Below are 15,447 nucleotides of genomic sequence, written 5' to 3' on the forward strand. Positions count from 1 at the left end.
TTTGGAACGCTACTTCTATCGAACTGGAATAAGCATTATGGAAGCAAAAAATAAGATCGTGCGCAGTGCCGTGCGATTTTATTTATCAGCACCATTGTATGGCTTGTTCGCAACTGCGTAACTCCTAGACTATATGGATTAAAAACAGTGATGTTGTATGCGCGTTATTGTTTGCGTAAACTCACTTCACCGGCATGAAATGTGCGCATACCACTGGCAGTATTTAATTGCAATGCGCCGTCCTCCGCAATACCACTATGAATGCCGTTAACGATTTGATTGGCGCATATCAATTGCACGGGATGCCCTATCCAAGCATCAAATTGTCGCCAGCGTGCAAGAAATGGCGCAACACCTTCGCGTCCATAACATTCTAAAGCAGTGATGAGCGCATCTAATAATTGTCCAGCCAATTGATTGCGGCTCAATGGGCGCTCGCTAATTGCATCTGCCAACGCTGCCCAAGGTTGTGCAATCTCATTACTTAAAGTAGCAGTCATGTGGACATTTAAGCCGACGCCAACAATTAAATAACTTGATCCCTGTGAATGACCACCAACTTCTAATAACAATCCCGCTACTTTGCGTCCGCGCCACAGCACGTCATTCGGCCATTTCAAATGGAGATCAATTCCACCTGCGGCTTGCAACACTTCGGCGACCACTGCGCCCACTGCCAAGCTGGTGCCACCGAGAGCGGCGGGTGGTAATGGGTAACGCCATAGCAATGATAAATAAAGATTTACTGCCGGCGGTGAGTGCCAGACGTGCCCACGTCGCCCGCGTCCAGCGGTTTGGCAATCGGCAAGACAAGCGGTTCCAGACGGTGCGCCGGCAGCGGCTTGGCGCTGTAATTCGCTATTGGTTGAATCGAGTTGTTCATAAATATCAAGATGGTGAAGTGCTATACGTCCAGTTGCAGACATTGCATTTTTAATACGATCAGCACTCAGGTGTTCATGTGGTGATTGTGACATAAAACAACGCCGCTTAAATACCATATAGCATAGATTTTATCATGGTAAAATTTAACTTTTTAATTAAAACCATAACAATAAGGTTTTTAATCAGATTTCAATAATTATTGCCCTTCAATACTGAAGCTAAACGCGAAACACTGCCACCGTTTTTTGTAATTCCAATGCCTGATCTTCTAAACTTTCTGCTGCCGCTGCTGCCTGTTCTACCAATGCCGCATTGCGCTGCGTGGTATCATCCATGTGTGCAATGGTTTCTGTCACTTGTCCCACTCTCGCGCCTTGTTCCCGACTAGCATCAGCAATTTCAGCAATTAAAGCGGTGACTTGTTGAAAAGAATCGACAATCATCGCCATTGTTTGCCCCGTGTCCTGCACTAAATGCACACCAGCATCAACGCGAGTTACCGAATCACCAATTAACCCTTTAATTTCTTTTGCAGCATTTGCAGAACGCTGCGCCAACTGACGCACTTCTGCCGCCACCACTGCAAAGCCGCGCCCTTGTTCTCCCGCCCGCGCTGCTTCCACCGCCGCATTTAATGCCAAGATATTCGTTTGAAACGCAATTCCGTCAATCACGCCAATGATGTCGGCAATGTTTTGACTAGCCACTTGAATTGCATTCATTGTTGCCACTACCCGCTGCACTAATTGCCCGCCTGCCAACGCTTGCGTATTCGCACTGCTGGCTAAATCACGGGCATGATTAGCGTTATTCGCAGTTTGTTGAATTGAATTGCTAAATTCAACCATTGAACGGGCGGTTTTTTCTAAACTGGTCGCTTGTTCCTCTGTGCGCGTGGATAAATCGGCATTACCGGCGGCGATTTCAGTAGCAGCCGTGTTAATTGAACCCGTCGCAACACGAATTTGCCCTACTAAAACGCGCAAGCGTTCGACAGTGATATTTGTATCAGTTTTAATATCATCAAAGCGCCCTTGATAATGAGATTGAATGGTTTGGGTTAAATCTGCTTGTGCCAAGGCTTTTAAGACATGCGCTAAATCATTGAGTACCTGCGCCATAATTTCCGTTAAGCGATTCATGCCCAGCGCAAGATCACGGAAAAAGCCCTGTTTTCCTTCCAAATTGAGACGTTGACTAAAATCACCTTGCGCCACTGCTGCTAATAACGTTTCCAATTCCTGCTCGGCAGCAACTTCAGCAGTACGATCTAACCATTCAACCACCGTGCCTAATCGCTCACCTTCATCATTAAATACGGGATTAGCAATTAAGCGAAAATGCCGCCCGCTGGCAGTCATTGGCGTACTATAAGTTTGATGCAAATCTTTGAGTAAGCGGCGCTGATGTTCGGGATGATGGTGGAAATCACTTAAACCGCGTCCCACTAAATCGCTGGCATTAAAATTAGGTAAATCGTGCCGCAAATCTTCTTCTGCAATCTGCATCATCTGCGTAAATGCTGCATTCACATAAATCAAGGTGCCTTCTTGATCGGCAACCATCATGCTGGTGGAGGCTTTATCTAAGGCACTGGTAATCCGGCGCATTGTGTTCGCAGCAGCTTGTTCAATTTTAGTCCGTTCATCAAGGTTGTGTTGCATTGCGTCCAGCGCCCGCAATAGCGTGCCAATTTCATCCCGGCGCTTGCTTTCAATGCGCTTGCTGTAATCGCCATTGCCGATTTGTGTAAAAATATGTACAACTTGCAGCAGCGGTTGCGCTACCATGCGCTGGGTGACAACTAATAAAACAATTGTTCCTATAACAAACAGTAGGGCAGCAATCAGTATACGATTAAACAAAGTTGCCATTAACATGTCGTCAATTCCTGCTAACGATATATCAACGCCAATAACGTAATCAATGCCAGCACTCGAGGTTGCGGGAACAAAGACAGAACGGAATTCACCCCACTGGTCGCTGTATTGATCGTAGTGCATTTTATGTTCGGCAAAGGTCGCTTTCAAACCATCGCTGGCGTCATCGTAAGCATCAAAAAAATTGGTTAATTCTCCCGTTTCTTTCTCTTCTTTAGTATAACTCGACGCAGTAAACAAAATTCTCTCATCTTTTTCGATGAGTAGATATACATAAACGACGTTCGCTTGTTCCGCAAAAACGGATAACCGTTCAATAAATGCCTGATACACTTCCGCTGTGATCGTATCCGGTTGCATCGGTTGATTGTGATAATTATCGCCTACCAACCGCGCTCCTTCAGCACTAGCTAAAAGTTTGGCATCAATGCCATCAAGAATAGCGCGTTTTTGTTCTTGATAGGTGTACATTAAAAACACTGTCATGGTGACAAAACTCATTATCATCATAATGAATAATAGTTTAGATGATAATCCTACTGCTCGATGACGCCGCAACATTGTGATTAGTCTCTAATAAAACTTAAAAACACTGATTGACTTGTGGCATAGATGGTCAATCATCATTGAATTAACCTGCTCAATTTAACATCCAATCAGTGTTTCCGTCAGCGCAATGTGCGTTATCATGCAATACTGAAGCTAAACGCGAAACACTGCCATCGTTTTTTGTAATTCCAATGCCTGATCTTCTAAACTTTCTGCTGCTGCCGCTGCCTGTTCTACCAATGCCGCATTGCGCTGCGTGGTGTCATCCATTTGCGCAATGGCTTCTGTCACTTGTCCCACTCTCGCGCCTTGTTCCCGACTAGCATCAGCAATTTCAGCAATTAAAGCGGTGACTTGTTGAAAAGAATCGACAATCATCGCCATTGTTTGTCCCGTGTCCTGCACTAAATGCACACCAGCATCAACGCGAGTTACCGAATCACCAATTAACCCTTTAATTTCTTTTGCAGCATTTGCAGAACGCTGCGCCAACTGACGCACTTCTGCTGCCACCACTGCAAAGCCGCGCCCTTGTTCTCCCGCCCGCGCTGCTTCCACCGCCGCATTTAATGCCAAGATATTCGTTTGAAACGCAATTCCGTCAATCACGCCAATGATGTCGGCAATGTTTTGACTAGCCACTTGAATTGCATTCATTGTTGCCACTACCCGCTGCACTAATTGCCCGCCTGCCAACGCTTGTGCATTCGCACTGCTGGCTAAATTACGGGCATGATTGGCGTTATCCGCAGTTTGTTGAATTGAATTGCTAAATTCAACCATTGAACGGGCGGTTTTTTCTAAACTGGTCGCTTGTTCCTCTGTGCGCGTGGATAAATCGGCATTGCCGGCAGCGATTTCAGTAGCAGCCGTGTTAATTGAACCCGTCGCAGTACGAATTTGCCCTACTAAAACACGCAAGCGTTCGACAGTGATATTCGTATCAGTTTTAATATCATCAAAGCGCCCCTGATAATGAGATTGAATGGTTTGGGTTAAATCTGCTTGTGCCAAGGCTTTTAAGACATGCGCTAAATCATTGAGTACCTGCGCCATAATTTCCGTTAAGCGATTCATGCCCAGCGCAAGATCACGGAAAAAGCCTTGTTTTCCTTCCAAATTGAGGCGCTGACTAAAATCACCTTGCGCCACTGCTGCTAATAACGTTTCCAATTCCTGCTCGGCAGCAACTTCAGCAGTACGATCTAACCATTCAACTACCGTACCTAATCGCTCACCTTCATCATTAAATACGGGATTAGCAATTAAGCGAAAATGCCGCCCGCTGGCAGTCATTAGCGTGTTATAAGTTTGGTGCAAATCCCTGAGTAAGTGGCGCTGATGTTCGGGATGACGGTGGAAATCAGTTAAACCGCGCCCCAATAAGTCAGCAGCCGTAAAATTAGGTAAATCGCGGCGCAAATCTTCTTCTGCAATCTGCATCATCTGCGTAAATGCCGTATTTACATAAATCAGGGTGCCTTCTTGATCAGCAACCATCATGCTGGTGGAGGCTTTATCTAAGGCACTGGTAATCCGGCGCATCGTATTCGCAGCAGCTTGTTCAGTTGTAGTGCGTTCATCAAGGTTGTGTTGCATTGTGTCCAGCGCCCGCAATAGCGTGCCAATTTCATCCCGGCGATTGCTTTCAATGCGATTGCTGTAATCACCATTGCCGATTTTCGTAAAAATTTGCACAACATTGAGCAGTGGCACAGCAACCATTTGGCGCGTGACTGCTAATAGCAAGCCGCCAATCACCAGCAATAAGAGTGCGGACGCTGCTAATACGGTGTAATACAGATTCACCGCCGCCCGTGAAAATTCTTCTAAATACGCGCCGCCGCCAATCACCCAGTTCCAATTGGCATAATGACGGTAGGCGGCAATTTTTAAGCGCGGTGTGGTTTCGTTTAATTCGGTGTTAAGCCAAGGATATTGAATCACGCCATTTTTTTGTTCGAGCATGTCGCGGATAAATAGCCGCCCATCAGCATCTTTTGTTTCGGCAATGTTGTGACCTTCTTTGGCGGGATGTACTAATAGTGTGCCGTATTGCGCACCGGGTTTGGCATCCAGCACATAAAAATAACCGCTTTCTCCAATTTTCAGCGCCCGAATTTGCTGTTTAAGTGCGGTTAAGCCTTCAGTAAAATCAACGCCAATAAAGAGCAATCCAATCACTTTGCCAGCGACTATTACGGGCTGATAACTGGTGAGATAATCCCGCCCGAATAACGTTGCTTTACCAAGATACGGTTGACCGGCGCGTAATTGGGAATAACCGGGATGCGTATTGCCAAGTGCGGTTCCTAATGCGCGTTGCCCTTCCGCATTTTTTAAGGAAGTGGCGACGCGCACAAAATCATCACCGTGTTGCACAAAGATGGTCGCTACTGCGCCGGTTTGCGCAGTAAACGTATCGACTATGCTTAAATCGAGATTCAGCACGCGCTCGCCGCTGCGCAAAATCGGCACTTCCTGTGCGCCAACCTGAATGGTGCGACGTTCATCAAGTGCAAATGGCGCAGAAAACTGTGCTGCAAATAAATGCGATAACCGCTGCGCTTCTTGTTGCAATGCGCCGTCATAACTCGCCACCATCCGCATCACTAATTCTGTTTGCTGTTGGAGTTGTTCAATGCCATTGCGTTCTAAAAGAGCGCGGGTATAACTGCCCAAACCCCATGCTAGGGTTAATAATAAAGTTGCCGTGACCGCAAATACGGTGGCTGCTAATTTGAATGCCAGCGAGCGGGTGATCGCTTGGTGAGTCATGTACTGTCCCCATCATCAATTCACAAAATTTGTAATTCTTATCTCATTATGCGGCAGTTGAAATTGAACATTCGCAAGTCGTGTGAAAAAAACACGCCGCTCATTGTGGTGCTCGCGCTGCCCATAATCGCAATCCAATTAAAACGCTGCTAAACAGCGCCAGCCCGCCGCCAATCCACCAGCTCGCTGTGAACGGATCGCGGGCGAAAATTGCAGTTTGATAAAAAATTGTGGCCGTTAAAAAGGCGATGCTCGTTGTCCACGCGCCGACAAACATTGCCCATGCCAGTCCCGCTTCGCGCACGATGGCGCCGATGGTGGCGACGCAGGGGAAATACAGTAAGACAAACAATAGGTAAGCGAATGCGCCCGCTTGTCCATCAAACCGCGCTGCCATCGCGCCAAAGGTGCCGGTTTGCACGCCTTGCTCTGCCGCTGCGACCTCGGCAGTGCTGAGATCGCCAACGTTTAATCCCAGCGGGTCAACCAATCGCGCTCCCAGCGCGGCAAAATTAGCGCCCACCGCGCCAGCCGCTGCCGCTAAATCACGCCATAAATCAAAGGGTTCTGGCGCGACAGGCGGCGCAGTTTCGGCCGCCAGTCGTCCATAGAGCGAGTCCAGCGTACCGACGATCACTTCCTTGGCTAAAACCCCGGAAAACACGCCGAGCACCGCTGGCCAGTTGTCTTCACGAATGCCAAGCGGCGCAAATAACGGCGTGGCGGCGCGACTCACTGCGGCGAGAATGGATTGATCTTCGTGCGCGTTATTCAAACTGCCGTCGCTGCCGATGGTCGCCAACAGGTTGAGCGCCAGCACCATCACGACAATCACCTTGCCGGCCTCGCGCAAAAACAGCTTGACCCGATCCCAAGTGCGCAGCAGCACGCCTTTGAATGTCGGCAGGTGATAGGGCGGCAATTCCATCAACAGCCCCGAACTGTCACCTTGCAGCAGCGTGTGTTTCATCGCCAATCCCGACAGAATCGCCACCGCGATGCCGGTGAGATACAGCGCAAAGACCAAGTTTTGCCCGGAGTGCGGAAAGAATGCCGCCGCAAATAGCGCGTACACCGGCAGCCGCGCTCCGCAAGACATAAACGGATTCATCAAAATCGTCAGCTTGCGCTCGCGCTCACTTTCCAAGGTGCGGGTCGCCATCACTGCCGGCACGTTGCAGCCAAAACCGACAATCAACGGCACAAAGGCTTTGCCCGGCAGCCCAATCGAACGCATAAAGCGATCCATCACGAACGCGGCTCGCGCCATGTAGCCGCTGTCTTCCAAAATGGATAACACGATGTAAAGACTGGCAATAATCGGAATGAACGTCCCGACGACTTGCAAGCCGCCACCGATGCCGGTCGCCACAATCAGAATCAACCACTCTGGTGCCCCGAAGTCGCCCAGCACTTCGCCCAAGCCGTCAACCAGCAGGGCTTGTCCGGCGAGATCAAAAAAATCAATGAATGCGCCGCCGATGTTCATCGTGAACATGAACATCAAATAAATCATCAATAAAAACAGCGGAATGCCAAACCAGCGGCTCAACACGACCCGATCAATGCGGTCGCTGGTCGTGCGCCCGACGCGGTGCGCTTGTCGGACTACCTGCTGAAACAAGGTGTGGGCGTGACCGTAACGGGTGTCGGCAATGTGCAAATCGGCATCTTCTCCCGCCCGTTCAGCAATTTGAAAGCGCCCCGTCGCTGCCCGCGCCCGCGCTGCTGCACTCACCGCTTGCTCGGCTAACGGATCGGCTTCTAGCAATTTCAGCGCCAGCCACCGCGCCGTTGCCCGTTGCGGCACTTCCGGCAACAGCGGCAACAAGTCGGCGATCACGGTCTCCACACAATCGCCATGCTCCAGCGCCGTGCCGCCAGCTTCGCGCCCTTCGGCGACCGCCAACAGTCGCGCCTGCAATTCGGTCAAGCCTTCTTTGGTGACTGCCACCACTGGCACCACCGGACATCCCAAGGCGGTGGCGAGTTGCGCGATCTCAATCTCAATGCCGCGCTTGCGGGCGACATCCATCATGTTGAGCGCCACCACAATCGGCATTCCCATTTCCAGCAATTGCACCGTCAAATAGAGATTGCGCTCCAAATTGCCGGCGTCGAGCACGTTGACGATCACGTCGGCATCACGACTGAGCAAATAATCGCGGGTGACGAGTTCATCGAGCGAGCTGGCGTCGAGCGAATAAATGCCCGGTAAATCAATCACGCGCACGGCGCGACCGTCGAGTTCTAACGCGCCTTCTTTGCGTTCCACCGTGACGCCGGGCCAGTTGCCGGTGGTTTGGCGGATGCCGGTGAGCGCATTAAATAAAGCGGATTTGCCGCAATTGGGATTGCCGCCGAGCGCGACCGTTAACGGACGCGGGACGGCAGCAGCGGTGGCGGGAGCAGCGCGGGTCATGGCACGTCCTCCGCAGTCACGGCGGGCAACGCGGCGGGCGCGATCTCCTGCGGCGTGACCCACAATTTATCGGCAATGCCCGCGCCGACGGCGATCCGCGCTGCGCCGGTGGCAAGTACCAAGCCTTGCCCGCGCCGCTGCACGATGTGCAGCACGCTGCCTTGGCGCAAACCCAAGGCCAACAGGCGGCGAATGAGATGATGACCGCCGTGAATTTCGGTCAATTGCGCCGGGGTATCGTGAGGTAATTCTGACAAGCGAATGAGTGCGGTTGAGTGCGGCATGATGCGAGGTGCGATTAACGAAATAAGTCAATGATGAACTGCTGAACCAAGGGTGAGAATAACCTGAACTGCGCGGGGTTGCGGCAGGAAACGCGCAGCGATTGTGTTTTGGTGCTGGCCGCTGACAATGTGTGACTTTCTAGCTCTGAGAATTTGCATCATGTCTGCTTTTATCAACACGCCGCATTACCGCCACGATCAACCGGAATGCTTGGGGATTTTGTTGGCGAATCTGGGCACGCCAAACAGTCCGAGCGTGGCGGATGTGCGCCGTTATCTGGCGGAATTTTTGTGGGATCGGCGGGTGGTGGAGATGGCGCGGCTGCCGTGGTGGTTAATTTTGCACGGGGTGATTTTGCGCACCCGCCCGGCGCATTCTGCTGAAGTGTATCAATCGGTATGGACAGCGGAAGGTTCGCCATTATTAGTCATTGCGCAGCAGCAGGCGGCGGCATTGCAATTGCGCTTAAATGAGAAATATCATTCCGGTGCCATTAAAGTTGCTTTAGGAATGCGCTACGGCAAGCCCGCCATTGCGACAGCATTAACGGAATTGCGCCAAGCCAATGCGCGACGGATTTTAGTTTTTCCGTTATATCCGCAGTATTCCAGCTCCACCACTGCTGCCGTTTTTGATGCAGTGACGACTGAATTGCAACGCTGGCGCTGGCTGCCGGAATTGCGCTTTATTAACAATTATCACGATCATCCTGCGTATATTCAGGCATTAGCGGCGAGTATTCGCCGTCATTGGGATACGCATGGCGAACCGGAGCGGCTGCTGTTTTCATTTCACGGTATTCCGCAAAAATACTTTGATTTAGGTGATCCGTATTATTGCCAATGCCAAAAAACAGCGCGGTTGGTTATTGAGCAATTGGGATTAGCACCGGAACGCTGGTTTTTAGCATTTCAATCGCGGCTGGGTAAACAAGAATGGTTGCGTCCATATACCGATCACACGCTGCATGAATGGGCGGCAGCGGGAATTAAATCGGTGCAGGTGCTCTCGCCGGGCTTTTCCGCAGATTGTTTAGAAACGATTGAGGAAATTGATGCCGAAAATCGCCAACGCTTTTTAGCTGCCGGTGGTGAGCGTTATAGCTATATTCCCTGCTTAAATGCGGCAGCAGAACATATTGAACTGTTGGCGGAATTAGTGGCGCAACACGCTTGCGGCTGGCCAGAATTGACAGGTTCAATGACCGCTGCTGAATTGGCGCAACGGCAGACGCGGGCGTTGGCACGGGGAGCGGAGCAATAAAAGCGGCGGTAAAACGCGCTGGAGACTGAAGTTGCGCGGGTGGTGGGGGCGGCAACTGACGCCAGCCACACCCCGGCACACACGTCAATCGCTGCGGCTGCTCCCTTCCGGGCCTGACCGGGTTCACGATTTTGCGTTGCGAGGGGACCGACGCCAGCCACCATAACGCCGCAGTCAGAACGCGGTCTGGCTGGGTGCGACGCAGGGTAACAAAGCAGGTCAGTGAACACAAACCTACTTCGGCGTGACCTGAAATAAGCGAGCGGCGTTAATCCGCCGATCAATTAACGCGATCATCCGTTGATAATCGGCATTATTTTGTGCGCCAAAGCTGGTGCTAAACGTTTGCTGATCCATGCCTTCTGGCAACCCATCCAACGTCGGCATGAAATCATCATCAACCAAGCCACTCCGCGCCCGTTGTTGCATCTCGCTGGCAGTCAGCGGAGTGAGCGTTGCCCGCTGCGCTAACCGAATGCCCGCCCGATTGGCAGCCATATCCGCAAAACTAAAACCACTGCCGCCGTTAGCATCAGACAATTCTTTGTACCAGCCCACCAGCCCCGACAAGGTATCGCCGCCCTGCGTCAACAACGCCGCCGAGGTCATAAAGTGTTGTCCTAAATCTTGGCGACCGCGCAGCAGCACCGGATGGGCATACGGCAAACGTTTGACGGTGGTATCTGCCGGATCGCGGATCGGATGACCGTTGACGTATGCCGCCAACACTAAAATCACCGCCCGATTTTCTGCCACCGGGTCCGTGCCCAACGGCTGCTCGGCAGCGGTCGTCAACAGATGCGCCAGCAACTCCGCTAACGTGACGGCACGCCCGCGCCGCAGCGGAGCTAACAATTGGCTCAATTCGCGTTGGTAATGCAGCAGCAACGGCAACTCAGCATTGGCAATAAACCCGCTGCCGATGCGTTCCAATAAATCCGGTCGCCAGTAATAACGCACTTCCAAATGATCCCGATGCAGAAGCAGTTGTTGCAGTGCCTGCGTGCTCTCCACCGCCGCCAAAGTTCGATCTGCCAGCGTTTGCACCAGCACATCTGGGATTGGCAAACCGGCGAGGCGGGCATTGTCCACCTTCGGCATCGCGCCATTGCTCACCAGATCAAACAGCACGTTGACGAAACTGCCGCTGGGGTCCCACGGCAGCGCCAGCGACAGCGTGACCTCGGCGCGTTGATCGTGGAGCTGCACCCGCACCCGCCCTTGTCCAACATGCTTGAGCAATTCATTGGCGACGAGCGTGGTTTGGCGCTCAGTCAAAGTCAGCGTCACCAATTCACCGGGGCGCTTGCGGCGGGGCGGATTATTTGCCAACCATTTTTTAGCCCATGCCTGTTCGGCGCTGGTGATTGCCAAATCCTGCTCAACCACAGGTTCACTATCCAAAAGCAGTAAGCCGCCAAGGGTTAATACGGCGACGATCAGCAACGTCAGCAGCCAGCCAAGAGTCATCAGCACGCGGCGCATGGAATCAATCCAAGGTAAAGAAAGCGGATTTGTGAGGATCATTATGCAAAACAGCGGCGATTTTACGCTGCGCTGTGCAGATTTTGCGTCCCCAAACACATCGACATAATCGCCATGCGCACCGCGATACCGTTGCTGACTTGTTCGAGAATCACAGAATGCGGGCCGTCGGCGACGTGAGAATCCATTTCCACCCCGCGATTGATCGGGCCGGGGTGCATCACCAACACATCAGGGCGAGCCGCTTCCAATCGCGTCTCTGTCAACCCAAACAGATGAAAATACTCATGCTCACTCGGCAACAGGGCGCTGTTCATGCGCTCGCGTTGAATGCGCAACAGGATGACCACATCGGCGTCTTCTATGCCAGCGCGGAGATCGTGAAAAACCCGCACGCCAAACGCCGTTTCCACCTGCGCGGGCATCAGCGTGCGCGGGGCGATGACGTGAATTTCCGGCACTCCCAACGCGGTCAGCGCCAGCATCTGCGAGCGGGCAACGCGGGAATGCACAATATCGCCGACGATGGCAACGCGCAGCGTGGTGAAGTCGGGCTTGTGACGGCGAATGGTGAACACATCCAACATCGCCTGCGTGGGGTGGGCATGGCGACCGTCGCCGGCGTTGATGATGCTGACGTGGGGCGCGGCATGAGTGGCGATGAAGTGCGCTGCGCCGCTGGTGGCATGACGCACCACGAACATATCAACGTGCATCGCTTCCAAATTGCGCAACGTGTCCAACAGGGTTTCGCCTTTGGCGGTGGCGGAGGTGGAAATGTTGAGATTGAGCACGTCCGCGGACAGGCGTTTGGCGGCCAGTTCAAAGGTGGTGCGGGTGCGGGTGCTGTTCTCAAAAAAGAGATTCGCAACGACCTTGCCGCGACACAGCGGCACCTTTTTGACTGCTTGTTGCGCGACGCCGAGAAAGCCCTCGGCTTGATCGAGAATGTCGGTCAACAGCGCGGGCGATAACCCATCCAGCGTCAAAAAGTGCTTGAGATGACCTTGGGCATCGAGTTGGGAAATGGGTGGCGGTGCGGATAGATTCATGCGGCTTGACTGAACACACTGAATAAAATCGTTGGAGTGAATGATGAATTATGGATGGCGAAGAAATTGAATCAACGCGCACAGGCAACAGCAAGAAACAAATACAGCGCGGAGGGTTTGCGAAGGTGAGGCGCAAAAAAACAGGCGGGTGACGCGGTTGCTTTCGCAACGCGCATCACCCGCCTGTTAGCGGTTAGCTAACGAAAAACCGCTGATCTTACTGAGCTTGCGTCACAGCAGGTGCAACGATAGCAGCTGGCGCAGCGCGAACGGAATCTTTGAAACCGTAGCCTGGCAGAGCCAGTGCGTAGCTGTGAATCATCCACATCTGTACAAACAAAATACCGAAGAAAGGAACCATCCAAGTGGCTGGATTGATGACGGTCCAGATTTTCCAATCCTCTTCAGGATGGTTAGGAGCGGCAATGGACGGATCGGCCAACATAACAGGTACTTGCATTGAAAATCTCCTGAGAAAATTAAAAGTTTAGAACCAAGGTTGATAAACCCAAGTGACCACATGCACTGCACATGCGATCATCACCCAGCTCCAAGTACCATGTTTCCAATGCTCATGGAATTCTTTTGCTTGTGCGTCAGTCAAACCCGACAAATTCTTTGCTGCTTCTGCCATTGACTTAATCCTCTGTTCTAAAGAACCTAATCAAACCCGACTAGGTGGATTGATCCACACTTGGTTGATGCAACGAGACTCAACCCAAGTCCTTGACGCTTAACTGCGCCGAATTTCCTAAAACGTTGATTAGCACGAGCGCCAATCTAAAAACACCACTTAATTTTCGGTAAGTCCGAAAACAATCAATAATACTTTTGGCTGGTCAACTGCAATCTTCAGTGAACTGCAACACGTCAACAGCGCATGGGTGTTAGTCTAGCCTGACAGCGGTGGGTGTCAAGTTTTATTTACACTCGCGCTGCATTCAATCCAGATCGCGCAGCGGCGATCATCATATCTCGTTTAGCCAACTAACCATCGCCATGACAACGACATCTTCATTTCAACTCGGCGTGCTGATGGACCCCATCCACACCATCAACATCAAAAAAGACAGCACCTTTGCCATGCTGCTTGCCGCGCAGCGCCGGGGCTGGACGCTGTGGTATCTGGAAACCGCCGATCTTGCCCTGCACGACAACTGCGTCATCGCTCGGCGGCGCGAGCTGACCGTGAGCGACGATCCCAACAGTTGGTATCACTTCGGACGCGATGAAACCCGCCCGCTGGCGACACTTGATGCCGTCTTGATGCGCAAAGACCCGCCGTTCGACATGGAATACATCGTCACCACCTACCTGCTCGAACGCGCCCAGCATGAGGGTTGTCTCATCGTCAACGACCCCCGCAGCCTGCGTGACGCCAACGAAAAGGTCTTCACCACCGCTTTTCCGCAGTGCATCCCGCCCACGCTCATCAGTCGCCGCGCCAGCGACCTCCGCGCCTTTTATGCCGCACATCAAGACATCATCCTCAAACCGCTTGACGGCATGGGCGGCGCGTCGATATTTCGCGTCCCGCCAGCGGATCCCAATCTCAGCGTCATCATCGAAACTCTCACCGCGCACGGGCAACGGTTCTGCATGGCACAACGCTTTATCCCTGAGATCAGCGCCGGCGATAAACGCATCTTGCTGATTGACGGCGAACCAGTGCCATATTGTCTCGCTCGTCTACCAGCACCGGGCGAAACACGCGGCAATCTCGCCGCCGGCGGCAGCGGACGGGCGCAACCGTTGACCGCACGAGATCGCTGGATCGCCGCCCAAGTCGGCCCCGAATTACGCGCTCGCGGCATTTTATTTGCCGGCTTGGACGTCATCGGCGACTTCCTCACCGAAATCAACATCACCAGCCCCACCTGCATCCGCGAGATCGACGCCGCGTTTGGTCTCGACATCGCCGCTGACTTGATGGACTGCATCGCTCAACATCGTGCGACCGCCACTCAAAAACCGTGACCGCGCCCGCTCCTTCCCAATCTTTTGTCATCGCCCTACTCACCGCCACCGCACTGCATCTGCTCGTTATGATCACGGTGCGGTTGGCACCACCAGCGCGTCCCATCCCGCCCGAAGCGGCGCTTGAAGTGGTCTTGCTGGCTGCGCCACCGCCAGCACCGGCAGTTGCTGTCACACCGTCCGTGCTGGCCGCTCACACCCAAACGGGTACTGCGCCCGCGCCGCCAGTGATCGTCAAACCGCCACCTCCCGCGCCAGCCGCATCTCGTGCGCCACCCGCGCCAGCGCCGCGCATCACGCCAGCACCTCGTCCCGCTCCACCAGCACCGCCACCGTTGGCAGTCATCGCGCCGCCAGAGCCAGAACCTGATCCGCTGGCGCTGCCCACTGCACCGGCGCTCACTGCCGCGCAAATTCTCGCCAGTCAAGATGTCGCGCTGGAACAGTTCAATCGGGCGCAAGACACACAACTGCGAGAACAGGCGCGACGGGTGCGACGGCACGCCATCAGCGCCAGCACCCGCGAATTTCGCTATGCCAATTATTTGGGCGCTTGGGCGCGGAAGGTGGAACGCATCGGGAATCTGAATTACCCGCCAATCGCCAAAGAGCAGCACCTGTCTGGCAATTTGATTCTGCATGTGGCGATTCGGGCGGATGGCAGCGTGGACACCATCAGCGTGGTGCGGTCTTCAGGTGTACCGCTGCTGGATCAAGCAGCGCGGGACATCGTCAAACTGGCTGCTCCTTATGCCGCGTTTCCGCCCGATATTGCAGCGGAGACTGACGTGATTGACATCATCCGTACTTGGCAATTTCGACGCGGGGGCGTGTTGGGGTGGGAAGCGAGCGCCCCGCCGTGACGGGTGCT

The 15,447-nt window shown here is 52.9% G+C and carries 12 protein-coding genes and 1 other RNA gene; 3 read left to right on the forward strand and 10 right to left on the reverse strand.

Annotated features, from left to right (window positions below; translation table 11 throughout):
• Positions 1-164: 164 nt before the first annotated feature.
• The 5 genes from CKO12_RS10130 to CKO12_RS10150 form a co-directional block, all read right to left on the reverse strand.
• Positions 165-977 (reverse strand): biotin--[acetyl-CoA-carboxylase] ligase, encoded by an 813-nt coding sequence (locus tag CKO12_RS10130; protein ID WP_242466295.1) that lies wholly within the window; start codon positions 975-977, stop codon positions 165-167.
• A 126-nt stretch (positions 978-1,103) separates the two neighbouring features.
• Entirely contained in the window at positions 1,104-3,251 is a 2,148-nt protein-coding gene (locus CKO12_RS10135; protein ID WP_200154629.1) for a methyl-accepting chemotaxis protein, read from the reverse strand.
• Between the two features lie 216 nt (positions 3,252-3,467).
• Positions 3,468-6,092, reverse strand: coding sequence for a Cache 3/Cache 2 fusion domain-containing protein (locus CKO12_RS10140; RefSeq protein ID WP_200154630.1), 2,625 nt, complete (start codon positions 6,090-6,092; stop codon positions 3,468-3,470).
• 100 nt (positions 6,093-6,192) lie between these two features.
• A complete protein-coding gene (gene feoB, locus CKO12_RS10145; RefSeq protein ID WP_200154631.1) occupies positions 6,193-8,514 on the reverse strand; it encodes a Fe(2+) transporter permease subunit FeoB in 2,322 nt (773 codons plus the stop codon).
• Positions 8,511-8,798, reverse strand: a complete 288-nt coding sequence (locus CKO12_RS10150; RefSeq protein WP_200154632.1) for a FeoA family protein — start codon at positions 8,796-8,798, stop codon at positions 8,511-8,513. Before CKO12_RS10150 ends, feoB begins: the two co-directional genes overlap by 4 nt.
• Before the next feature lie 160 nt (positions 8,799-8,958).
• Here CKO12_RS10150 and hemH point away from each other — a divergent pair, with 160 nt between their 5' ends.
• On the forward strand, positions 8,959-10,062 hold the full coding sequence (gene hemH, locus CKO12_RS10155; RefSeq protein WP_200154633.1) for a ferrochelatase: 1,104 nt from the start codon (positions 8,959-8,961) through the stop codon (positions 10,060-10,062).
• A 56-nt stretch (positions 10,063-10,118) separates the two neighbouring features.
• Here the strand turns inward: hemH and ffs are convergent.
• The 5 genes from ffs to pufB all read right to left on the reverse strand — a co-directional run bounded on the left by ffs (position 10,119) and on the right by pufB (position 13,233).
• An RNA gene (gene ffs / locus CKO12_RS10160) (signal recognition particle sRNA small type) lies at positions 10,119-10,215 on the reverse strand.
• Positions 10,216-10,296: 81 nt separating this feature from the next.
• Positions 10,297-11,589, reverse strand: coding sequence for a YfiM family lipoprotein (locus tag CKO12_RS10165; RefSeq protein WP_200154634.1), 1,293 nt, complete (start codon positions 11,587-11,589; stop codon positions 10,297-10,299).
• Positions 11,590-11,609: 20 nt separating this feature from the next.
• Positions 11,610-12,599, reverse strand: coding sequence for an aspartate carbamoyltransferase catalytic subunit (locus tag CKO12_RS10170; RefSeq protein ID WP_200154635.1), 990 nt, complete (start codon positions 12,597-12,599; stop codon positions 11,610-11,612).
• A 217-nt stretch (positions 12,600-12,816) separates the two neighbouring features.
• Positions 12,817-13,059 carry a light-harvesting antenna LH1, alpha subunit gene (gene pufA, locus CKO12_RS10175; RefSeq protein WP_200154636.1) on the reverse strand — a complete coding sequence of 81 codons (243 nt, stop codon included), beginning with the start codon at positions 13,057-13,059 and terminating at the stop codon, positions 12,817-12,819.
• Positions 13,060-13,086: 27 nt separating this feature from the next.
• Positions 13,087-13,233 (reverse strand): light-harvesting antenna LH1, beta subunit, encoded by a 147-nt coding sequence (gene pufB / locus CKO12_RS10180; protein WP_105072690.1) that lies wholly within the window; start codon positions 13,231-13,233, stop codon positions 13,087-13,089.
• A gap of 365 nt (positions 13,234-13,598) precedes the next feature.
• Here pufB and gshB point away from each other — a divergent pair, with 365 nt between their 5' ends.
• The gene (gene gshB / locus CKO12_RS10185) at positions 13,599-14,576 is read left to right on the forward strand and encodes a glutathione synthase (protein ID WP_200154637.1); all 978 of its coding nucleotides are present in this window, start codon (positions 13,599-13,601) and stop codon (positions 14,574-14,576) included.
• Complete coding sequence (locus CKO12_RS10190) at positions 14,573-15,439, forward strand: TonB family protein (protein ID WP_200154638.1); 867 nt, start codon at positions 14,573-14,575, stop codon at positions 15,437-15,439. Before gshB ends, CKO12_RS10190 begins: the two co-directional genes overlap by 4 nt.
• The last annotated feature ends 8 nt before the right edge of the window (positions 15,440-15,447 follow it).

Origin of the sequence: Chromatium okenii (assembly GCF_016583745.1) — a bacterium.
In the GTDB taxonomy this organism is placed as follows: domain Bacteria; phylum Pseudomonadota; class Gammaproteobacteria; order Chromatiales; family Chromatiaceae; genus Chromatium; species Chromatium okenii.

Excerpts from the sequence above, each read along its gene's own strand:
- CKO12_RS10135 (WP_200154629.1), bottom strand. The coding sequence starts at position 3,251 with ATGACAGTGTTTTTAATGTACACCTATCAAGAACAAAAACGCGCTATT.
- gshB (WP_200154637.1), top strand. The coding sequence starts at position 13,599 with ATGACAACGACATCTTCATTTCAACTCGGCGTGCTGATGGACCCCATC.
- CKO12_RS10130 (WP_242466295.1), bottom strand. The coding sequence starts at position 977 with ATGTCACAATCACCACATGAACACCTGAGTGCTGATCGTATTAAAAAT.
- CKO12_RS10170 (WP_200154635.1), bottom strand. The coding sequence starts at position 12,599 with ATGAATCTATCCGCACCGCCACCCATTTCCCAACTCGATGCCCAAGGT.
- hemH (WP_200154633.1), top strand. The coding sequence starts at position 8,959 with ATGTCTGCTTTTATCAACACGCCGCATTACCGCCACGATCAACCGGAA.
- pufA (WP_200154636.1), bottom strand. The coding sequence starts at position 13,059 with ATGCAAGTACCTGTTATGTTGGCCGATCCGTCCATTGCCGCTCCTAAC.
- pufB (WP_105072690.1), bottom strand. The coding sequence starts at position 13,233 with ATGGCAGAAGCAGCAAAGAATTTGTCGGGTTTGACTGACGCACAAGCA.
- CKO12_RS10165 (WP_200154634.1), bottom strand. The coding sequence starts at position 11,589 with ATGATCCTCACAAATCCGCTTTCTTTACCTTGGATTGATTCCATGCGC.
- CKO12_RS10140 (WP_200154630.1), bottom strand. The coding sequence starts at position 6,092 with ATGACTCACCAAGCGATCACCCGCTCGCTGGCATTCAAATTAGCAGCC.
- CKO12_RS10150 (WP_200154632.1), bottom strand. The coding sequence starts at position 8,798 with ATGCCGCACTCAACCGCACTCATTCGCTTGTCAGAATTACCTCACGAT.
- feoB (WP_200154631.1), bottom strand. The coding sequence starts at position 8,514 with ATGACCCGCGCTGCTCCCGCCACCGCTGCTGCCGTCCCGCGTCCGTTA.